This is a genomic window from Dyadobacter sp. (genome assembly GCF_039919315.1).
Classification (GTDB): domain Bacteria; phylum Bacteroidota; class Bacteroidia; order Cytophagales; family Spirosomataceae; genus Dyadobacter.
Genome location: NZ_JBDSFX010000097.1, coordinates 1 through 21,333 on the forward strand (window position 1 = coordinate 1; position 21,333 = coordinate 21,333).

The following is a 21,333-nucleotide window of genomic DNA, read 5'->3' on the forward strand; positions in this document are numbered from 1 at the left end:
CGGCAGCTTCGGTTTTGCTGATCATTCTTTCGGTCAATACCTCGGGTACCGTGGCGGTTTGGAGTATGATAGGCGTTGGACTGTTCAATTCCATTATGTTCGCTACCATCTTTTCGTTGTCGGTAGCCGGGCTGGAAAAGTATGCAACCAAAGCCTCCGGCTGGCTTTCCACGGCCATTGTCGGCGGGGCTATCGTATCATTTTTACAAGGCTGGCTGATCGATCATTACAGCTGGGCCATTGCATTTACGCTGCCAATGGTCTGCTATTTCTTTATTCTCTTTTTTGGCTTAAATGGTTACAAACAGGCCGCAGATTCCTGATCAATCTGTAATTTTGACGCATTCACACATCCGATTTTTATGAGCAGACCTCTCAATGTTGCCGTTAACCACAAAGCCAAAGATCCCGGCAGGGTCATTCTGGGCTATCTGGCCAATCATGGCGGTACAACCTTACCTGAGCTCGGCAAGCGGTTGAATGTGAGCGTGCCCAAAGTGACTGTACTCGTCAATGCGTTGAAAAGTAATGGGTTAGTGAAGGACTACGGCAAAATAGAATCCTCTGGTGGTCGCCGTCCAAATATGTATGGGGTAGCTCCCGATGCCGCCTACTTTATCGGCGTGGATGTGAAGCAAAATCACATCAGCATGGGGCTTGCGGATCTGGGTAAAAATCTGGTTAGAAAATCGGGTAAAGTACCTTATTTTCTGGACAATACGATGGAATCATTGGAGGCACTTTGTCATCATATCCACACATTTATTGACGGTCTTTCCATACCAAAAGGCAAGATTCAGGGCATTGGGATCAACCTTTCCGGCCGCATTAATTACCAGACCGGGCACAGTTACAGCTATTTTTATTTTGACGAACGTCCACTCACGCAGATTGTTGAGGAGAAAGTAGGGTACCCGGTTTTTCTTGAAAATGACTCACGCGCCATGGCGTACGGTGAGTTTAGTATGGGCGTGGTAGAGCATGAAAAGGATGTACTATTCCTGAATCTTGACTACGGAATCGCAGTCGGCATTTTCATGGACGGGAAGCTTTATTATGGAAAATCGGGCTATGCAGGCGAATTTGGGCATATGCCTATTTTTAACAACGAATATATATGCCGCTGCGGGAAAAAAGGCTGCCTCGAAACCCAGGCTTCCGGCTGGGCGCTTGTGAGAATGTTCAGGGATAAATTGCGGGATGGTTCTTCCTCAGTGATCAGTTCCAAAATTGCTGATCCTGAGAAAATTGCAATGGAAGATATCATCGAAGCCGCCATCGCCGACGACGTACTCGCAATCGAGCTCGTTGCCCAGCTGGGCGAAAACCTTGGCCGCGGTATTGCTTCATTGATCAATGTATTTAACCCCGAGCTGGTGATATTGGGCGGAAGTTTAATGCAAACCGGCGAATACATCTGGCTGCCGATCAAGACAGCGATCAACAAATATTCGCTCAGCCTGGTCAATAATGATACCCAACTGAAAACCTCTAAACTGGGCGAGGAAGCGGGCCTGCTAGGCGCATGTTTGCTGGTCAGAAACCGGTTTTTGGAGGTTTAAAGCTTTGTTAAATTATAGTGAACATTTGCTACGCTGCGAAATCGGGAAAAAGGGATTTATTACCTTTCCCAATCCATTATCGCAACAAGTAAACTATGAAAACAAGGGTACTACTTTTGACTATGCTCGTAATCAATTTTTACAGCTTTGGGCAAAAAAACAAAACCAAAAATATCGTCATGATCTCCATTGATGGCTACCGCTGGCAGGAGATTTTCAATGGTGCCGATTCGGCTATTTTCTTTAATAAAAAGTATCACAAGCAGGATTCAGCAGCATTTTCGGCTAAATATTGGGCCAAAACAAAAGACGAGAGAAAGAAAAAGCTGATGCCGTTTTTCTGGAATATGATCGCCACTCAGGGGCAACTTTACGGCAACCGACAACTTGGTAACCAGGTGAATGTCAGGAACAAATACTGGTTTTCATACCCGGGCCGCAGCGAAACATTGTGCGGATTTTACGATCCTCAAATCAACAGCAACGAGTACCCGGACAATCCAAATGAGAATGTTTTGGAATTCATTAATAAGCAAAAAGATTACGCCGGCAAAGTGGTCACATTCGCTTCATGGGATGCATTATCGCGGATTTTAAACCGCAATCGTAATAAAATGCTCGTCAACATCCCCGGCGAAGACATTAAAGATCCCAAACTGACCGAGGCACAGGCGCTTTCCAATGAACTGCAATATTATATGCCCGAATACTTCGGCAAAGAAGTGCGTTTCGACGTCAGTACCTACGCGATGACCCAATCGTACATTAAAGTTCATCATCCCAAAGTGCTCCATATCGATTTTGCCGACCCGGACAGTTTCGGTCACGCAGGTGAGTACGACTCCTACCTGGACGCAGCGCATTACCTGGATGCAATGATCGGAAATCTGTGGAAAACCATGCAGGCGGATGATTTCTACAAAGGCAACACCACATTCATCATCTATCCCGATCACGGTCGCGGTATTGATGACCTTTGGATAAGCCACGGCAGCTCAGCGCCCCGATCCAACGAAACCTGGATGACCGTAATCGGCCCCGACACGCCAGCCAGCGGCGAAATGAAAACCCAAACACAAGTTTACCAAGATCAAATCGCCCAAACCGCCGCGCAACTACTAGGCTTCAAATTCACAGCAAACCACCCGGTAGGAGAGCCAATAACCACGGTATCGAAATAAAAATCAATCCTGTTAATCATTCATTCTTCTTCACCAACTTCACCAAATACCCCCCTCCCGGGGCCAGGTGAATGGTTAATGCAGATTTCCTGGTTAATCTCTTGGAAGAAATCTTGTAATCCGCCGCATACCGGTCTGCGTTAATCCCGTCCTCGCAGATCGTGGCGGTATAATTTCCGTTGCCAAGAAAGTCCAGCGGCACATGCAGGTCGCGTGCGGAGGAATCGGTCATGGCGCCAATGTACCAGTCATTTCCCTTTTTTCTGGCTGTAATAATGTAGTCGCCCAGCTTTGCATCCACGATTCGGGTGGTGTCCCAGGTGGTCGGAATGCTGCCTAGCAACTCCATAAAAGCAGGCTCGGCAAAGCCCTGGGACGGATTTCCTGTGAAAAACTGGATCGGGCTCTCGTATACAATGTACATCGCGAGCTGCTGCGTGCGGGTGGTCATGGACATCACACTTTCGGGTATCGCCCGGAAACCTTTCGGCGTAGCATTGTTGAGCAATCCCGGCTCATAGTCGAGCGGCCCGCTGAGCATTCTGATAAAAGGCAGCCGCAGGTTGTGTTCCGGAGAAGGCTTGTCGCTCCACATATTGTATTCGGAACCCAAAACGGCCTCTCTGGCTACTGCATGCGGAAAAGTCCGGTTAAAGCCAGCCGGTTTGAACGCGCCGTGAAACATCAGCATTAACTTATGCCGACCGCAGGCTTCTGCGATCCTATAAAAAAGCTGCACGGCTTTCTGATCATCCCGGTTGATAAAATCAGTCATAATGAAGTCCACGCCCCATCTATTGAACTGATCCAATGCGGGTTCCAACTGTTTTTCCAATGTTAGTGCCAGCGTCCACATGCTGATTTTCACATGCTTACTTTTAGCATAAGCAACAATGGTATCCATATTGATCTCCGGATTGATTTTGAACAAATCATTATTGTCGCTCCATCCGGCATCCATCATAATGCGTTCAAAACCAAACCTTTTGGCGAAATCAATGTAGTACTTGTAAGTCGCCGTATTGATCCCACTTTTGAACGGGACATTATATACATTGGAAGAAATCACCCATTCATCCGTCGCTTTGCCAGGCTTCACCCACGACACATCCGCGACGCGGGAAGGTGATGCGAGCCTGTAAACCAGGTCATTCCCCGGCAAATCTTTATCTTCGGGGGCGATGATCAGGACCCGCCAGGGAAAATTGCGGCTGCCTTTGGTCCGGGCCAAAAAATCAGCCCGTTTCGTCACGAATTTCAGGGAATAGAGCTCGTTATTTTGTTCTTCTTTGAGCGGGTAGGGCGCGAAATCTCCGATTAATTCATTGCCAGAACTGCCTGTGAGGAACATACCAGGATAATCTTCCAGATCGGACTCGGTTATTACCACTTTGGGAGATTGCGCCTGTGCGACTAAAATCGGCGTAAAAACCAGGTTTTTGCTCGCAATGCTGTCCAGCGATTTGACTGTGTACAGTTCCTCAAAACTAGAGTGATACTTGTCGATATTGCCTGGCGGTGCCACCTCCGGGTAGTACACGGTCGGGTTAGTAGGGAATTGAAAGCGGGCGGTTTCTGTTTTTACCTGAATGTCTTCTTTGAATGATGTACTGATCCGGTAGGCGACGCCATCATTGTAAACCCTGAAAATCACTGCAAATGAGTTCGGTAGCGTTACTTTCAATTCCTGGTAATGGTCCGGAATATGCGTTCGTTTTTCGGGGACCGGCGAAATAATCGTTTCATTGACCAATCGCTGCGCAAACTTCGGTTTTGCCAAACCGTCCGAAAGCTTTTTCCCACCAGATACCTCCATATCAATTTCTGACGGGGAAAGGAGCAATATATTTTTGTAGTAAATGCTGTAAGTAATCTTCTTGCCAACATCAACAGACAAACGAATGGCCCGATCTGGCGAACTTATTTCCCTGACAGTGGCTGCCTCTGAAACCAAGCAAATTACCGTCAGTATAATGGTCAAAAGGTAGGGTTGTTTCATGTGCATTTCGTTTATTTTATGCAGGTTTGGCAGGAAAACCGAACGATGCAGAAAGATAAACGGATCATAGGTTAAATGCTAGTAACCAGGATTTTGAGCCGCAACCCCGCCTGAACCCAATGCAATATTCCGGTAGAAAAAATTTAAAAAAAATTTGAGATATCTCGAAAAAGTAACTTTTTAAACAAAAAAGACACAATTAATGGAAACATCCGGGGCATTCTTTTGTTAAACCTTTCCAGTAAAAAGTAACTATTAGCCAACATAACCATTTTTTATGACCAAACAGGAATACATCCGCATCAAGGGAGCGAGAGAAAACAATCTGAAAAATGTTACGCTGAATGTTCCCAAGCGGAAAATTACCATCTTCACAGGCGTCTCGGGTTCGGGAAAATCATCCATTGTTTTTGACACGATCGGCGCTGAGGCCCAGCGGCAACTGAATGAAACATTCAGCATGTTTATCCGAAACAGGTTGCCCAGGATCAGCCAGCCCGACGCCGATGCCATCGAAAATCTCTCCACCTCCATTATCATTGACCAGAAACGCCTGGGCGGAAATTCGCGCTCGACGATGGGGACGGTTACCGATATTTCGGCGGTACTGCGGTTGTTGTTTTCAAGATTAGGGAAGCCGTTTGCAGGTTATTCCAATGCTTTTTCGTTCAATGATCCTTCCGGCATGTGCCCGGAATGCAATGGATTGGGGCGTAAAATGGAGATTGATCTCGACAAGTTTTTGGACAAATCAAAATCCCTGAATGAAGGTGCGATACTGTTTCCGGTGTTTGCCGTCGGTACCTGGTACTGGAAAAGTTACGTGTTCTCGGGTAGGCTGGACAATGACAAGAAACTGGAAGATTATACCGAGCAGGAATGGCAGGAGCTGCTTTACGGCAAAGGAAAGTTCGAAGTGAAGCTTGATAACAACATTCCGGTCAATGCCAAATTTGAAGGTTTGGTGGACAAATTCAATCGGCTTTACATTCAGAAAGACAGCAGCGAAATCTCAGAAAAAACGGTTAAAAAGGCCGAACGGTTTCTAAGGTTTGGCCCGTGCCCGCTTTGTAAAGGTGCGAGACTGAGTCAGAAAACATTAAGTAGCAAGATTGACGGGTTGAATATTGCGGAAATGTCGGCCCTGGAAGTGACGGAACTAGCGAAAGTGATTGGCAAAATCCATGATCCCGTGTCCGCGCCGATGATCGAAACACTTTCGTCGCGTTTGCAGCATTTGATCGACATAGGCTTGGGATATTTGAGCCTGGACCGTGAAACTGCGACATTATCAGGCGGCGAGTCGCAGCGGATCAAAATGGTGAAGCACCTTAACAGTAGCCTCATTGACATTACCTATATATTCGACGAACCCAGCATTGGTTTGCATCCGCGTGACGTTCACCGGCTGAATGAGCTGCTGCAAAAGTTGCGCGACAAAGGGAATACGATCCTCGTGGTAGAACATGACCCGGACGTGATCCGTATCGCGGATTACATTGTGGATGTAGGCCCGAAAGCAGGCAGCGCAGGCGGCCAGATCGTTTATGAAGGTGATTTTAATGGTTTGTTAAAAGCGGACACGCTGACCGGGAAGTTTATCAACCGGGATATTCCGGTCAAAGAATCGGTGAGGGCGGCGACGGGTTCCATGCAGATCCGCCATGCGAAGGTGCATAACCTCAAAAATGTGTCTGTGGACATCCCTACCGGTGTTTTTACAGTGGTAACCGGTGTGGCGGGTTCCGGTAAGAGTTCGTTGATCAATAGGGTTTTCCTTTCGCAACATCCCGAAGCGATCGTCATAGATCAGTCCGCAGTCGGTACTTCTATTCGATCCAATCCAGCGACCTACACGGGGATTATGGACGACATTAGGAAGCTTTTTGGTAAAACGAACCACGTAAGCCCGTCACTTTTTAGCTTTAATTCGGACGGTGCCTGCCCGGAATGTCATGGACTGGGATTTATCCTGACGGACCTGGCGTTTCTGGAACCGGTCCGCACGGAATGTGAAACTTGTGAGGGAAAGCGGTTCAAGCCGGAAGTACTTGATTATAAAGTGAATGGTAAATCCATTACCGACGTTCTAGAAATGACGGTGGCGCAGTCGCTTGATTTTTTTACCAAAAAGGACATTTTGCATAAACTGAAAGCGATGCATGAGGTCGGACTAAATTACCTCACACTCGGCCAGCCGCTGAGTACATTGTCGGGAGGGGAATGTCAGCGGATCAAGCTGGCGGGAGAACTGCACAAAGACGGCAGCATTTATGTAATGGACGAGCCTACCACCGGGCTGCACATGTCCGATACGGGCCATTTGCTCGAAATTATTGATCATTTGGTAGACCAGGGAAACTCGGTGATCGTGATCGAGCATAACACGGAAGTGATCAAAAACGCAGACTGGATCATTGACCTTGGCCCGGAAGGCGGGGCGAAAGGCGGGCAGGTTTTGTTTGAAGGAACTCCCGCAGATCTGCTGAAAGCGAGAGATTCACTAACCGGCCGATATCTGCGGGACGGGAAGTAATATCTCTCATATTGAATATTCAGAACAAGTAATTGACGAAAACAACTTTCACCAATTACTTGTTTGAAAATGATCAGTTAAGCTATTATTTATTTGGATTACTAGTTGTTTAACAATCTTTTTCTATATTTACGGGCACGTGCCCGTTTTCAACCATTTTGCATTTGGACAGCTGATTGAAGAGTCGGGGATGACGCATTGAATCTTTAACCTTTTCAAAATATGTCAAGTTTCACAACTTCACGCCGACAATTTGTTACGACAGGCCTGGCTGCCATGGCCGGACTCTCTGTTCCGGATTCTGTTTTTGCCCGAAAACCGGGAGCGGCGGATAAAATCAGGATCGGGTTGATCGGGACGGGTTCGAGAGGATCGGGACTGGCCACTTTGATCAAGGATATACCCGAACTGGCATTGGTAGCCTGCTGCGATGTTATTCCTGAAAATCTGCAAAAGGGAATGAGCCTGGCCGAAAAAGGGGCCAGGGCCTATACCGATTATCGCAAGCTGCTGGAAGACAAAAGCCTCGACGCGGTGATCATTGCGACACCTCTTTATTTGCATTATCCCATGGCGGTGGATGCTCTGAAAGCTGGGAAGCACATTTATTTAGAAAAATCCATGACCTATGACATTCCGCAAGCCATAGATCTGGTCAAGAAAGTACGCAGTTCCGGGCTGGTATTTCAGATCGGTTACCAGTATCGCTACTATGGTTTGTATCACAGGGTCAAAGAGATCATTAATCAGAATTGGCTGGGCAAGATCACGCATTTTGAATGTCAGTACAACCGTAATTCCAACTGGCGGTTTCCGGTGAATGATCCAAAACAAGAGCGGGCGGTCAACTGGCGCATGTACCGTGAGTATTGCGGCGGCCCATTGTCCGAGCTATGTGCCCACGAAATTGACGTGGTGAACTACCTGCTCGACAGTCACCCGCTGAAAGTGGTCGGTTTGGGTGGCATTAATTACTGGAAGGATGGCCGAGATACGTACGATAATATACGCACCGTGTACGACTATCCGAACGGTGTGAAGGCCAGCGTGACGTCGGTTCTTTCCAATGCGTATAACGGTTATAGTATACGCATTTTGGGTGATAAAGCTACTGTTGAAATCCTTCGGGACAAGGCGTACATCTATCCCGAAACGACGAATAATGCCAAAGGCGTGGTGGACGGAGTGAGCGGGGCTACATTGGCGCTAACCACCCAGGGCAAGGGTGTGGAGCTAGCTTTTGGAAAACCTGGCGAAGAGAGCCTGGAACCGACTGTGTACGCATTGCAGGATTTTGTAAACTGTATTAAAACAAAGAAAAAACCCATTTCCAACGTCGAAACCGGCCGCGACGGTTCGATAGCGATCCATATGGGTAACGCTGCTGCTGACACGGAATCCGTGCAGGTTTGGAAACCTGAGTATTCGGCTTGATGTCATTCGAATTGAACGGCGCTACTCGACGGTCGACGGTCAAAAGTTGGGCATAGTCTCCGACTATGTCCGAGCGAATGCCGGTCTCTGACCGGTACGAGTACGGGATTCGGTCGGAGACCTATCATCGCCCGCACGTAGTCAGAGACTACGCCCAACTGCGGACTTCATTCCAGAATTAAATTTGGTATTTAAAGTATCAGTTCGCTATCAGCATTTACGGTAACGTTCTCGCTATTATTTTTGACAAATATCATTGAACCATCTAAGTTTCCTTGTAACATTGCTCCTGTTCGAAATATAATACTGTAAAGCCGCAGCTTGTCGATTTAAAATTTTCACAAACCGCATTTGTGAAGGAGATTCTTTGTGCCCAAAAACACCTTAACCCAACTTATATGCGATTAAAACGACTACTTATGCGAATGTCCGGGATCTTCACGCTGTTGTCGATGCTGATGGTGCCGTGGGACCTCCGTGCCCAGAGCCTGAAAGACGTTACCGGGAGTGTAACCGACAGTTTGACGAACCAGGGATTACCCGGTGTAACGGTGATTGTGAAAGGTACCCAGCGCGGTACTACTACGAATGCGGAAGGCCAATATTCGATTCAGGCAGCTCCTTCTGATGTGATTTCATTCAGTTTTGTCGGATATGTTTTAAAGGATGTTCCGGTGGGTAACCAGTCGGTAATCACGATCAGTATGCAGCCCAGTACCAATGCATTGGACGAGCTGGTGGTGGTGGGTTACGGAACGATGAAGAAGAGCGATCTGACGGGAGCCGTGATCCGGATCGATTCCAAGACCTTTAAAAATCAGCCTATGACCCAGCTGACCGACATGCTCACGGGCACGGTCGCGGGTTTCAATGCGAACCAGGCGACTACGGCTGCGGGTGGCAGTTCATTGCAGATACGCGGCCCCAAATCATTGAACGCATCGTCGAGCCCGATGGTGGTGATGGACGGTGTGATTTTCAACGGGAGCATTTCGGACATTAACCCGGCGGATATTGAAACGATGGATATCCTGAAAGACGCGAGCTCGGCGGCAGTGTTCGGAGCGCGTGCGGCAGGCGGTGTAATCCTGATCACCACCAAAAAAGGGGTGACCGGGAAGCCTGTGATCAATGTGTCGGCCAATGTGGGTATTACTGAAACGACCAATGATTTCAAGCCTTTTGACAAAGACGGGTACCTGACATTCAGAAGAGATGTGCTGCGGGCGACGAACCCTAACAATCCTGCTTACTACTATGATAACCCCACATCGCTTCCTTCTGGCGTGACGCTGGAACAATGGCGCTCGGCGAGTAATAATCCGCAGACGGACAATACCCAGGAATGGCTGGGCAGGCTGCGCTTTTTCCCCATTGAAACTGAAAACTACCTGGCGGGTAAAACGGTGGACTGGTATAAAGAGGCGATCCGTACTGGAAAGCGCCAGAATTACGATGTCAGCATTGGCGGCGGTGCGAAGAATGTGACGTATTACTGGTCTCTGGGCTACCAGAAGAATGAGGGGTTGATCCGCGGAGATAAATTCGGGACGATCCGATCGCGGCTGAATGTAGATTTCAAAGTAACTGACTGGCTGAATGTAGGTGTCAACTCACAGTTTGCGGACCGGGATGAAAGTACGGTCACTGCGAACCTGGGCCAAATGTACCTGATGAGTCCCTATGGCTCCATGTTTGAAAAAAATGGCGACGTATCGTGGTACCCCAACAGCTTTGCGGCGACTTCTAACCCGATGATCAACTACTATGGGCAGGATAGGTTGAGGAAGATCAATACGCTTTTCGCCTCCATGTATGCCAAATTGAAACTGCCTTTTGGCTTTGATTACAAATTATCATTTCAGCCGCGCTACGAGACATTAAAGGATTATAATTTCTGGAATTCCAAAACGCTGGAAGGTGGGGCGACGCGCTCGGGTGGCTACGGTACAAGGGACGATGCCTCTACTTATGAATGGATATTGGACAATTTGCTTCACTGGAATAAGAAAGTGGGCATCCACCAGTTTGACGTAACATTGCTTTACAGCTCTGAAAGGAAAAGAGAATGGGCCTCCACGGCGAGCAACCAGACATTTGTTCCTAATCAAAACCTCGGCTTTCACGGCTTGCAATACGGAACCAACCCGGCCGTGAATTCCAACGACACGCAGATCACCGGCGATGCTGCCATGGCCAGGCTGAACTACACGCTTGCGGACAAATACCTGATCACGGCTTCGGTGCGGCGCGACGGATTCTCGGCTTTTGGTACCAAAAAACCAAGGGCGACCTTCCCGGCCGCAGCTATTGCGTGGAAGATTTCCGAAGAGAAGTTTTTCAATGTGGATTTTGTGAGCCAGATGAAACTGCGCTTATCCTGGGGGGTGAACGGAAATAGGGATATCGGGCCGTATTCGGCGCTGGCCCAGCTGCTTTCGGCTATGTATTATGATGGTACCAATGTGCAGGTAGGGGTGTACAACACATCACTCGCGAACCCGAACCTGGTCTGGGAAAAAACCAAATCCATCAACATCGGTGTCGATCTGAGCCTGATGAAAAACCGGATCGATATGAGCATGGAATATTATGATATGACGACGACCGACCTGCTCATGAACCGTTTGCTTCCTGAAATTACAGGTTTCAAAAACATTACATCGAACCTCGGTCAACTGGGTAACAAAGGTTTTGAAATGACGATCAATACCATTAATACCGAGAAACGTAATTTTTCATGGCGCAGCAGACTGGTCATTTCATTCAACCGTAATAAGATCAAGAGGCTGTTTGGAGACTACAAAGAAGTGACGGTCGATGGCAAAACGGTGCGAACTGAGCTGCCGGATTATTCCAATGAATGGTTTCCCGGCCAGGCGCTCGATCGCGTTTGGAATTATGACGTGACCGGTATCTGGCAGGGCAATGAAAAGGACGCAGCGGCAGTTTACAAGTTGCAACCGGGTGATTTCAAGGCTACTGATGCGGATGGTAATGGCAAGTACGAGGCCCTGGCGGACAAAATGTTCATCGGCTACCGCCAGCCAAGAATGCGGATCGGTTTCAGGAATGAGTTTACTTTCTTCAAAAACTTCTCGGCGTCCGTCTTCCTTCGCAGCGAGCTGGGCAACATTGCGCCATTCGCAGAAGGCTTGCGCACGGGTGGCTCGGATACTTACGACAGAAGGAATACCAACGATTTTGCTTATTGGACGCCCGACAATCCGACGAATGACTACGCAAGATTGAACAACAATACCAATGTTTTCGGCGGAGGGATAAAAGTTTACAAAAAAGTATCCTACCTGCGTGTGCAGGACGTGAACCTGGCGTATTCGCTGCCTGCGACTTTTGCAGAAAAGATCAAGGTAAGCAATGTACGGATCTTCGCTGCTGCGCGAAACCTCTACACCATCACCAAATGGCCGGGCTGGGACCCAGAATCCTGGGACTCAGGCGGGAACAACATTCCAATGCCCAAAACATTTACTGTTGGTCTGAACCTGTCATTGTAATCAAGAAAAAACAAGAGATTTATGAAAAGTCTGATTCAAATATTCGCCGTACTCTTTGTCCTGATCCTGACCCAGTCGTCCTGTAATAAGGACTGGCTCAAACCCGAGCCGCTTTCGTTTTACAGCCCCGAGAATGTCTATACCGACAAAGCCGGACTGGAATCACTGGTGATCACGATGCGTAAAGACCTGAAAAACGAATGCACCGGAACGATGCCCAACCTGGTGATGGAGTTCGCCGCGTCGGACCTGGCGGCACCTTGGTCGCAGCTGGATTTTTACAATTTAACGCCCAATACCGACCAGTACTATCGTTTCCTGGCCATGTTCACGGTCATTTATTCTTCCATTAAAAACACCAATGTGCTTATTTCGAGGATCGATGATGTGGAATGGGCGTCGGAGGCCGAAAAGAATGCGATCCTGGCGGAAGCTTATTGGCACCGTTCGTACTGGTACTACCGGCTGGTGAATTCCTATGGCGACGTACCTTTTATCCAGGAGGAAATTCAGGGTGCGAAGCTTGATTTTCAAACGCACAGCCGCTGGGCGATTTTGGATAAAATACAAGCGGACACAGAGTTTGCGGCCGAATGGTTACCTGTGACAGCGAAAGCGGGAGGGATTTCCAAAGGCGCCGCCAACCACCTGCTGACCAAGATCTACCTGGCCAACACGCAGTATGACAAGGCCATTGAAGCTGCTACCAAAGTGATCAACGGACCCTATTCGCTGATCACCCAGCGTTTCGGGATCGATGCGGCCAAAGGTTACCGCAATGTGATCTGGGATTTGCACCGTGCTAAAAATTTCAGCAATGCACAAAATACCGAAACCATATTGAATGCGATCGATCGCTTCGAGGCACCTCCCGGGGCACGTTCGGCGGGACTTTACACGATGCGGATGTACAATTGCCAGTGGTTTCAGCCGCAGGTACTCGACAGCCAGGGCAAGCCGGGCATGGTGGCAAGCGGCCCTATGTACGACTCGCTGGGAAGGGGAAATGCCAATGTACGTCTCACCGGGTTTTACCAATACGATATCTGGTCGTACAAAGGTGATACCTGGCGTACCACGCCTGATTTGAGAAGAAGTGACATCAACTGGGTTGACATTTATGAGCTGAAATACAACAACCCGAGTTCGGTGGATTTTGGCAAACCATTGAAAATCGCCAATCTCGCAGCGCAGGTGGATACGTTCAAGCACGTGTATGCGATGCCGCATTACATTATGTACAACCCGCAGGACGATCCGAAGGCAGTACCGATGGGCGGAAACGGCGACTGGTACATTTTCAGGCTGGCGGATACTTATTTGTTGAGGGCTGAGGCCTACTACTGGAAAAACCAGCTCGCATTGGCAGCAGATGATCTCAATAAAGTAAGGCAGCGTGCGAAAGCATTGCCGGTAACGGCAGGGGACGTCACCATTGATTTTATCATGAACGAACGTGGCAGAGAGCTTTTCGCAGAGGAACCGAGGCACTCAGAACTGGTGAGAGTATCCTATATACTTGCAAAATCCGGCACAGGTGGTTACAGTTTGACGAATTTCAGTCAGAAAAATTTCTACTTTGACAGGATTACCAAATACAATACGACCTATGCGAAAAAGATCCAATTACTGGGCAATACGGCTAATATGGCGCCATTCCACGTGCTGTGGCCCATTCCTTCGTCGATCATTACGGCCAATACCAAAGGGGTGATCAACCAGAATGTGGGATATGATGGTGCGGATAAGAACATTGCGCCGCTCACTAAGATTGAGTAATGCGCTAAAAGTGCAGTGAGGGGTTGTTCGGGGTATTTTCTTAATTTTGAAAACTCATCCTGAAAACTCCTCACGCATTGCATTTAATGAAGCCTGACTTTTTTTCGAAGTATGAATGGCGCTACCACCTGGCCATGATGCCGGTGATCATGGCGGCAGGCAATTACTACTTCATCGGTCCGGATTACTTCATCAATGCACGCAGTTTCCTGATTGGTACCGGAATGATCCTAGTTCTCTACTGGTTGTCCGTCATTATTTTAACCACTGCCATTCGCCGGATCATCAGCTGGTACCCCGGCGTCGACCAAACACCGGGGAGAATCCGCACCATGGTTTGGCTCATTGGTAGCCTCACATTGTTTTTGACCATTGTCTGTGTTTGGATTTACAGTATCGTCCCGGGCCTGACAGTTACTTTTACCTGGCCATGGCTGTGGCCGGCCATTATTTTTTGTGAGTTTGCCAATTTCCCTCTTTGCGCATTGCTCGGGCTGATTTATACATTGGATCAATGGAAAAAGAACCAGGCTGAAAGCGAAAAGCTGGAAAGGATTGCATCGGAGCAACAGCTGGACCTGCTGAAAGGCCAGGTTAACCCACATTTTCTTTTTAACAGTCTCAATACACTTTCGTCGCTTATCGGGGAAGATCCGGAGCGGGCTGAACATTTTGTAGAGGACCTTGCCAAAATTTATCGGTACATGTTACAAGCCGCAAAAACCGATCTGGTTTCCCTAAATATGGAGCTTGCCTTTTTACAAACTTACACCCGGTTGCTGCAAGTCAGGCACGGGGACAATCTTCAAGTTATTCAGCCTGTTCATCATCATTCGGCGGACATGTACATTCCACCCCTGGTTTTACAAATATTGGTTGATTATGCCATCAAACACAATGTCATGTCGGCAAATAAAATACTGACAATCTACATTGAAGTACTTGATCAACAAAACCTCCGGGTACATAATAACATTCAGAGCAAAATCCGCACAATCGGTAGCAGTACTGTCGGGTTGGCCGGGCTTCATTCCAAATACCGTGCATTGAGCAGCAGACAGATAGTTGTTGAAGAAACTGATGCGGATTTCACGGTTACACTTCCCTTGCTGTCCGACCGCGGACCTGCTCCTTATGCTACGGAATGAACGAATGACAGTTCACCAGCTTATTTTTGCAGTTGATACAACTATCCTGTCTTGCCAATTGACCTGATTTGGTTTTCACTGTATTTTTAAGTCTCGGTAGTATATACCGCGCACCGGCCGACTATGGAAAAGGTATCAGTTGAAAATTTTTCAGTAACAATAAATCCGCAAAGGCGTCGTCGGTACGTGCTGATATTGCCGGTTTTTCTGCTGATTTTCAACTATATGGTGAGCGGGTCGGCTTACTTGACAAACTGGGAGGTTTTTGGAGTGGTCACTTTGTTGAATGGGGCATTATTTGCGGGAGTCTTTTTTGGAATTAATCATACAAACCAGGAGATCTCAAAACGATACGACGGCCTGGACCATACCCTGAAACGAGCAGCGGTGTCGGTGTGCTGCCATACCATTATCGCCGCGTTTTTCTGGGTACTCATCACCGTGTTGTATGTAAGGATGGATTTTTTGGGATCGAAACTGAACGGAGGCACGGTGGTAACGATGTTTCTGATCAGTTTGGCGGTTATACTGATCACGACAGGCCTCGAAGAAACTTACTATGCGATTGGTCGCTGGAAAATGCATGAGGTTAATAAGGAAAGGCTTCTCAAAGAAAATATCAACGGCCAGCTTGAAAGTCTCAAATCCCAGATTAGCCCGCACTTTTTGTTCAACACATTAAATTCACTCTCAGCGCTCATTACGGAAGATCCCGACAAAGCGGAGCAGTTTGTGGATGAAATGGCCCGGGTATACCGCTATCTTTTGCAAACCAATCATTCGTCGGTCGACCAGGGCGATTTTAGTCAGCTCACGACATTGAAAAAGGAACTTTCATTCATTGAATCTTATAGTCATCTTTTAAAAACGAGGTACGGCGAGGGAATGAAGCTACACATTCACGTGGAGGACCATTTCTTACATCGGCGCATTCCGCCCCTTACTTTGCAGCTGCTGGTTGAAAACGCGGTCAAGCACAATGTGATACGGGTCAGTCGGCCGCTTACCATTTTTATATTGAGCACTTACGACGGACAATTGATGGTTCGTAATAATTTGCAAAAGAAAAGCTTTACCGCCGGTGTCGAAAACCTGGAATCCACGCAGGTTGGGTTGGCTAATATTATTTCAAAATATCAGTTGCTGGCCGAATACAAGCCAGGGTTGCCGCAGCCGCGGATTGAAAGCAATCATGAGTTTTTTACCGTTACCTTACCATTGATATCCTGATACCGTACATAGTATGAATGCCTTAATAGTTGAAGATGAAGATTTATCGGTGCGCAGGCTTAAAAAACTACTGGGTGAAGTTGCGCCAGACCTTGAAATTGCCGGCGTGACGGACAGTATTGAAGGCACAGTGGAATGGGTTGAAACTAACCGAATGGCCAGAAAGCCAGATCCGGACCTGATCTTTCTGGATATTGAACTTTCGGACGGACAAAGCTTTGAGATTTTCAACCGCACCCGTGTGAGCAGTACGATCATTTTCACAACATCGTACGACGAATACGCATTGCAGGCTTTCAAACTCAATAGTATTGATTATTTGCTCAAACCGGTGCATCGTGATGACCTGCTGCGGAGTTTGCAAAAATACGAGAACATGAAACCCCAGCAGCCCGCGGATTCACTTTCGGGTATCAGGAAATTACTGGAAGATTTTCAGAAAAAGTCAGCTGTCGAGTACAGACAGCGTTTTTTGGTAAAACAAGGACAGAAATTGCTGTCCGTTGAAGTAGGGGAGATCGCTTACTTTTTCACCGACGACCGATATAGTTTTTTTATGACCGAATCAGGACAGAAGCTGATTGTCGATTTCACCATGGACGAGCTGGCGGAAGTACTGGACCCGCAGCGTTTTTTCAGGATCAACCGCGGGATGATGGTAACGCACAAATCCATTGACAAAATAGACCCTTATTTCGGAAACCGGCTGGCCCTCAGCCTGCGCCCGGTGCATTCAAAAGAAGCATTGGTGAGCAGGGAGAAGGTTGGGGACTTTAAGGTTTGGATGGGGAAATAAGATATCTAATTCCGGATCCAGAACCAAATAGCGTAGAGCGCGGCTGGCACGCCCCAAATTGAAATCAGCCAGAAAACGCTAGCCATTCCGGCGAAGACATATACTAGCAGATAGTTGCCATCCAGATAGACATCTTCGGGATTCTTGGGGTTATAGTAAAGCTTTATCTCTTCCCCAATCTGGTATTCGGGCGGGTTTCGGCCCTCCGAACTGTGAAATACATGTTCCTTTCCATCAAGCGTAAAGTACCGGATCGACGGCGCTACCGGATATTTTTTACGATCAATCCGGTGCATGCTGATGACAATCCCTTTGGTAGCCACGCCATGCCTGACAAGGTTCTGATTACCCTGATAGATGTAGTAAGAGATACCCGCAAAAAGCGCTCCGATCAGAAAAAAGAGTAGAACAAAGAGGTCTCCAAAAGGAATTTTCTTATTCATGACGAGTTCCGTTTTACTGCCAGCTGCCTTTGAAAAAATGAAGGCCAAGAACAAAAACAGCGATCCAGACCAGGTATGAAATGCCGACGACTGTAAAACCAGCCGAAGTTTTTTGCTGAACGATCACCAGATGATATGACCAGAAGATCAGCCCGAGCACCGTACAGCTTCCGGCGAGGATAGCGAGGCTTTCCATTTTCGTGTCAAAACCCCGCCGGGGGGAGAGCAGTTCTGAAACCGGTACCAGCACGTACACGATGCCTATAAGGGTATTAATGCTGGCAAACAGATAGAACAGGACTTTTTGTGTGTGGTCCATGAGTGGCCGGTACGGATCAGAATGGCTTGTAGTCTTTGACAGCCAGTTGCAACTCTTGTAACAAGCCTTTCAGTCTGCTTTCGAGTTCTGCCTTTATGGGGTCCGAGTCTTTTTCTGATTTAGAGCTAAATGCTTTCGAATACCCTTGTAGCCGGCCAGATATAGTGGCCCTGTATTTTCTATTCACACATTCTACTGAGAGAACGTATTGTAAGGTGTAAACGCCTCCCCCGGAATTTTCTGAGCGCGGAACAGTGATGGTAAAGCTCCCTCCACTCACAAGATCACCAGTTTCTTTGTCGGCGACTGATGTTTTGTTGTAATAAGCGGTCTGAGCGAGATACAAACGTGCACGTCTGAACAGCTCGATCTGCGTTACACTACCACAATCGACAATTTCGGAATAGGAGAGATCCTTGTCCGGGGCGGAAACTACGTGAGCAGCCGGGATGGCATTACCCGAACTAAACGGTTTGGCATAAACTGTTCCGGCAAGGCAGAGCAGCATGGCGAGGGTGGACGGTTTTAGCATGATTGGTGTTTTTCTGAATGGAAATAATGATACAAATTTGTAGAGATCAGGAAGACATCTACAAATAAACTTAGCTATCGGCTGAAAGCTAATCTAATGGCGGGATTTCAGGCTTTTGGCATTAACAGAGAAATCGTAGTTCCTTTTCCAACTTCGGAAATAGCTTTGATCTCCCCATGGTGATTGCGGAGGATTTTCCGACAATAAGCAAGTCCTATGCCGGCACCCTGCACAGGATGCCCGTACGACAGGCGAGAAAAAATGTCAAATATCTTTTCAAGCTGTGATTTTTCAATCCCGATACCTTCGTCCTCGATCCTGATCTCTGTTAATCCAGACGTGCTGCCATTGCGTTGCAGCTGATCATCTGATTCGACGGTGTAAATCCGGATTTTCGGTCGCTGGGCAGGCTTCGTAAACTGGACTGCATTGTGGATCAGATGGTAAAATAACTGCTCCATTTGCACCGGTATCGCGTGTACGGCCGGGAGTGGTTCCACGATGATCTCGCCGCCAGCCGTTCGGTCCAGGTTCAATTGCGTGCATACGTCCGCAACCACCTTGTTCAAGTCCACATGGATAAATGCGGAAGGCTGGTTCAGTTCAGAAAAATCCGAAAGGTCTTTGATCATCATCGAAAATTTCTGGGCACCGGAATTCACTTTTAATGCGAATTCTTTCGTCTTTTCCAGGTTATTGTTCTCGGAGCTTGTTACCAGCATATCGCTGAACAATCTGATTTTTCGAAGCGGCTCCTGTAAATTATGGTTGGAAATAAAGTGGTACTGGCGGTTTTCATCCATGGAATTACTGAGTTGCCGGTTCAGGTCTTTGACGGCCAGCTTGCTCTGCTCCATCAGATCGAGGCTCTGCAAATGAAAGGAAATGAGGTCTGCAAATAGTCTGAACATCCCGATCGTCTTCTCATTGTTGAGCAATGCAGGGCGCGGATCAATGGCGCAAAGCGTTCCGAAAAACTCACCTGTTTTTAGGATGATCGGAAATGAAATGTAACTCTGGAAACCATACATACGCGGTGTATGATGATTGACGAAGTACTCATCCTCTGCCACATGGTCGATAACTACCATACAATGCGACTTCTGGATCTCATCACAGATAGTAGTTTTAATCTCTAATTCATCACCTGGTTGAAGACCAAACTGAATGTCGTCCCGAACGCTACAGGCAATCCATTTGTCGGCAGTAACCCTCGCAATGGCAGCAAAACCCATTCCGGTGGAATGACAAATAACGTCCAGCAATGTGGGGACGATTTCTATTTTTTGGATTTTTTCAATGTCAGCCGCGAGGCTGAGAGCGGTGTGAGTCATTTCAGCACTAATCATTTCAGTACCAAATATAATCAACTATGGCTACACCCTAATCTGGCAGTTCTTAAAACCTGATAAAAAAACTTAATAACCCGGGCTTTGTGATCTCGTAAACGTTTACGACATTGGCTCCCCGTAAGTGTCCGCTAAATATTTAACCAAAAAATTTACTGGTTATTCCTAAACGCTACAAGCCGGCTCGCCTGATGTTTTGTTTCAGGAGAGCCGGTGTTTTTTTAAGGTACTAGCTTGTAAACAGCGCCTTTTTCCTGTTCCAGCAGCCTGGTCAGAATGTATAGTTCACCAGGAGCATCCTCGCCAAAACTATAAACATGCCAGTAACCCGGATCTCTCGAAATCGATAGCTTTTCACGGTTCCAGGCATTGTCGGCTCCTTTTGCAAGCAGCCATACAGGGCCCATCATATCGCCAAAAACATATTTTCCCACCAGACCGGGGATTGCTTTGCCACGATAAACAAAGCCACCGGTAATGCTAAGCCCCTCGGGATGAGCATATTCAAAAATAGGGCTGATCGGCTTCTCAGGTTTGGGATCATCTGCATTAAATGCATGTAACCCTTCAATAGATCGCCAACCGTAGTTTCCCCCTTTGGTAATGATATCCACTTCTTCGTATTTGTTCTGTCCCACTTCACCCGCAAAAAGTTGCTGCGTTTGTCTGTCAAAACTGATCCGCCAGGGGTTTCTTAATCCATAAGCATAAATTTCCGGACGCGCGTTCGCTGTGTTTTTAAACGGATTGTCGGCCGGGATGGCGTAAGGCGCTTTGTTCACATCAATCCGGAGAATTTTGCCAAGTAATGTGTTCAGGTTCTGGCCGTTGCCGTGCTCTGCGTGTTTGTCGCCACCTCCGCCGCCATCGCCGCTGGAAATGTACAGAAACCCGTCAGCCCCGAATTTAAGATCGCCGCCATTATGGTTTGACTCCGGCTGATCGAATACCAGTACTTTGCGCATGGAGGACTTTTCTGCTAGCTGAGGATTCGCTTTGTTCACTGTGTATTCACGAACTTCTGTCTCATGGTCTACACCTTTCTTGCCCTCCGATTTGACACTGATATAGATATAAAACTTGCCATTTGAAGCATAATCAGGATGAAATGCAAGACCTAGCAAGCCGCGCTCGTCATAGCCCTGTCTTTTCAAAACCTCGCTCGCAATGTCCAGAAACGGGGCAGCAGCGAGTTTGCCATTTTGAATGATCCTGATCCTTCCTTCCTGCTCACAAACAAACAGGGTTGTGGGCAAGCTCTTCGTGGAAGCAAAAGCGGTGGGTAATGTCAGCTCATCCGTAATGAGCTGTAACTTGATCTCAGGTGTCTTCACCTGAGCAAAGGAAGGTGTGGCGGCTGCGTATAAAAACGCAATCAGAATGGGACTTACAAACTTTCTGAGCATAATTGAAGACGTCTTTTTTGAAATACAATGGTTATGCACTTGTTGAATAAAATGATCGCACCAAATGTACGTAAACGATTACGGAAACTGAATCCAGAGCG

The 21,333-nt window shown here is 47.5% G+C and carries 15 protein-coding genes and 1 pseudogene; 10 read left to right on the plus strand and 6 right to left on the minus strand.

The window, feature by feature from the left end; all coding sequences use genetic code 11:
- The 3 genes and pseudogenes from ABIO93_RS28280 to ABIO93_RS28290 all read left to right on the plus strand — a co-directional run.
- Window positions 1–323, plus strand: a pseudogene (locus ABIO93_RS28280) (glucose/galactose MFS transporter); the annotation flags it as partial.
- Between the two features lie 39 nt (window positions 324–362).
- Window positions 363–1,562 carry an ROK family transcriptional regulator gene (locus ABIO93_RS28285; protein WP_348073377.1) on the plus strand — a complete coding sequence of 400 codons (1,200 nt, stop codon included), beginning with the start codon at window positions 363–365 and terminating at the stop codon, window positions 1,560–1,562.
- Window positions 1,563–1,657: 95 nt separating this feature from the next.
- The gene (locus tag ABIO93_RS28290; RefSeq protein ID WP_348073378.1) at window positions 1,658–2,743 is read left to right on the plus strand and encodes an alkaline phosphatase family protein; all 1,086 of its coding nucleotides are present in this window, start codon (window positions 1,658–1,660) and stop codon (window positions 2,741–2,743) included.
- A 16-nt stretch (window positions 2,744–2,759) separates the two neighbouring features.
- Here ABIO93_RS28290 and ABIO93_RS28295 read toward each other — a convergent pair whose 3' ends face one another.
- Window positions 2,760–4,742, minus strand: coding sequence for a glycoside hydrolase family 97 protein (locus tag ABIO93_RS28295; protein ID WP_348073379.1), 1,983 nt, complete (start codon window positions 4,740–4,742; stop codon window positions 2,760–2,762).
- Window positions 4,743–5,019: 277 nt separating this feature from the next.
- Between ABIO93_RS28295 and ABIO93_RS28300 the strand changes: the two genes are divergently transcribed.
- The 7 genes from ABIO93_RS28300 to ABIO93_RS28330 all read left to right on the plus strand — a co-directional run bounded on the left by ABIO93_RS28300 (window position 5,020) and on the right by ABIO93_RS28330 (window position 17,183).
- On the plus strand, window positions 5,020–7,278 hold the full coding sequence (locus ABIO93_RS28300) for an excinuclease ABC subunit UvrA (RefSeq protein ID WP_348073380.1): 2,259 nt from the start codon (window positions 5,020–5,022) through the stop codon (window positions 7,276–7,278).
- 222 nt (window positions 7,279–7,500) lie between these two features.
- Window positions 7,501–8,712, plus strand: a complete 1,212-nt coding sequence (locus ABIO93_RS28305) for a Gfo/Idh/MocA family oxidoreductase (protein ID WP_348073381.1) — start codon at window positions 7,501–7,503, stop codon at window positions 8,710–8,712.
- A 419-nt stretch (window positions 8,713–9,131) separates the two neighbouring features.
- Complete coding sequence (locus ABIO93_RS28310; protein ID WP_348073382.1) at window positions 9,132–12,230, plus strand: SusC/RagA family TonB-linked outer membrane protein; 3,099 nt, start codon at window positions 9,132–9,134, stop codon at window positions 12,228–12,230.
- A gap of 21 nt (window positions 12,231–12,251) precedes the next feature.
- Complete coding sequence (locus ABIO93_RS28315; RefSeq protein ID WP_348073383.1) at window positions 12,252–14,009, plus strand: RagB/SusD family nutrient uptake outer membrane protein; 1,758 nt, start codon at window positions 12,252–12,254, stop codon at window positions 14,007–14,009.
- Window positions 14,010–14,095: 86 nt separating this feature from the next.
- Window positions 14,096–15,157 carry a histidine kinase gene (locus tag ABIO93_RS28320; RefSeq protein ID WP_348073384.1) on the plus strand — a complete coding sequence of 354 codons (1,062 nt, stop codon included), beginning with the start codon at window positions 14,096–14,098 and terminating at the stop codon, window positions 15,155–15,157.
- 123 nt (window positions 15,158–15,280) lie between these two features.
- Window positions 15,281–16,387, plus strand: a complete 1,107-nt coding sequence (locus ABIO93_RS28325; protein WP_348073385.1) for a sensor histidine kinase — start codon at window positions 15,281–15,283, stop codon at window positions 16,385–16,387.
- Window positions 16,388–16,400: 13 nt separating this feature from the next.
- Window positions 16,401–17,183 (plus strand): LytTR family DNA-binding domain-containing protein, encoded by a 783-nt coding sequence (locus tag ABIO93_RS28330; RefSeq protein ID WP_348073386.1) that lies wholly within the window; start codon window positions 16,401–16,403, stop codon window positions 17,181–17,183.
- Between the two features lie 5 nt (window positions 17,184–17,188).
- Here the strand turns inward: ABIO93_RS28330 and ABIO93_RS28335 are convergent, their stop codons facing one another.
- The 5 genes from ABIO93_RS28335 to ABIO93_RS28355 form a co-directional block, all read right to left on the minus strand.
- A complete protein-coding gene (locus tag ABIO93_RS28335) occupies window positions 17,189–17,626 on the minus strand; it encodes a DUF3592 domain-containing protein (RefSeq protein WP_348073387.1) in 438 nt (145 codons plus the stop codon).
- A gap of 13 nt (window positions 17,627–17,639) precedes the next feature.
- Window positions 17,640–17,945 (minus strand): hypothetical protein, encoded by a 306-nt coding sequence (locus tag ABIO93_RS28340; RefSeq protein ID WP_348073388.1) that lies wholly within the window; start codon window positions 17,943–17,945, stop codon window positions 17,640–17,642.
- A 16-nt stretch (window positions 17,946–17,961) separates the two neighbouring features.
- Entirely contained in the window at window positions 17,962–18,477 is a 516-nt protein-coding gene (locus tag ABIO93_RS28345) for a DUF4468 domain-containing protein (protein WP_348073389.1), read from the minus strand.
- A gap of 107 nt (window positions 18,478–18,584) precedes the next feature.
- On the minus strand, window positions 18,585–19,811 hold the full coding sequence (locus tag ABIO93_RS28350; RefSeq protein WP_348073390.1) for an ATP-binding protein: 1,227 nt from the start codon (window positions 19,809–19,811) through the stop codon (window positions 18,585–18,587).
- 236 nt (window positions 19,812–20,047) lie between these two features.
- Window positions 20,048–21,232 (minus strand): PQQ-dependent sugar dehydrogenase, encoded by a 1,185-nt coding sequence (locus ABIO93_RS28355; protein ID WP_348073391.1) that lies wholly within the window; start codon window positions 21,230–21,232, stop codon window positions 20,048–20,050.
- Between the last annotated feature and the right edge of the window lie 101 nt (window positions 21,233–21,333).

Bases quoted from the DNA above. Each gene is read 5' to 3' on its own strand.
- ABIO93_RS28285 (WP_348073377.1), top strand. From the start codon at position 363: ATGAGCAGACCTCTCAATGTTGCCGTTAACCACAAAGCCAAAGATCCC.
- ABIO93_RS28290 (WP_348073378.1), top strand. From the start codon at position 1,658: ATGAAAACAAGGGTACTACTTTTGACTATGCTCGTAATCAATTTTTAC.
- ABIO93_RS28295 (WP_348073379.1), bottom strand. From the start codon at position 4,742: ATGAAACAACCCTACCTTTTGACCATTATACTGACGGTAATTTGCTTG.
- ABIO93_RS28300 (WP_348073380.1), top strand. From the start codon at position 5,020: ATGACCAAACAGGAATACATCCGCATCAAGGGAGCGAGAGAAAACAAT.
- ABIO93_RS28305 (WP_348073381.1), top strand. From the start codon at position 7,501: ATGTCAAGTTTCACAACTTCACGCCGACAATTTGTTACGACAGGCCTG.
- ABIO93_RS28310 (WP_348073382.1), top strand. From the start codon at position 9,132: ATGCGAATGTCCGGGATCTTCACGCTGTTGTCGATGCTGATGGTGCCG.
- ABIO93_RS28315 (WP_348073383.1), top strand. From the start codon at position 12,252: ATGAAAAGTCTGATTCAAATATTCGCCGTACTCTTTGTCCTGATCCTG.
- ABIO93_RS28320 (WP_348073384.1), top strand. From the start codon at position 14,096: ATGAAGCCTGACTTTTTTTCGAAGTATGAATGGCGCTACCACCTGGCC.
- ABIO93_RS28325 (WP_348073385.1), top strand. From the start codon at position 15,281: ATGGAAAAGGTATCAGTTGAAAATTTTTCAGTAACAATAAATCCGCAA.
- ABIO93_RS28330 (WP_348073386.1), top strand. From the start codon at position 16,401: ATGAATGCCTTAATAGTTGAAGATGAAGATTTATCGGTGCGCAGGCTT.
- ABIO93_RS28335 (WP_348073387.1), bottom strand. From the start codon at position 17,626: ATGAATAAGAAAATTCCTTTTGGAGACCTCTTTGTTCTACTCTTTTTT.
- ABIO93_RS28340 (WP_348073388.1), bottom strand. From the start codon at position 17,945: ATGGACCACACACAAAAAGTCCTGTTCTATCTGTTTGCCAGCATTAAT.
- ABIO93_RS28345 (WP_348073389.1), bottom strand. From the start codon at position 18,477: ATGCTAAAACCGTCCACCCTCGCCATGCTGCTCTGCCTTGCCGGAACA.
- ABIO93_RS28350 (WP_348073390.1), bottom strand. From the start codon at position 19,811: ATGACTCACACCGCTCTCAGCCTCGCGGCTGACATTGAAAAAATCCAA.
- ABIO93_RS28355 (WP_348073391.1), bottom strand. From the start codon at position 21,232: ATGCTCAGAAAGTTTGTAAGTCCCATTCTGATTGCGTTTTTATACGCA.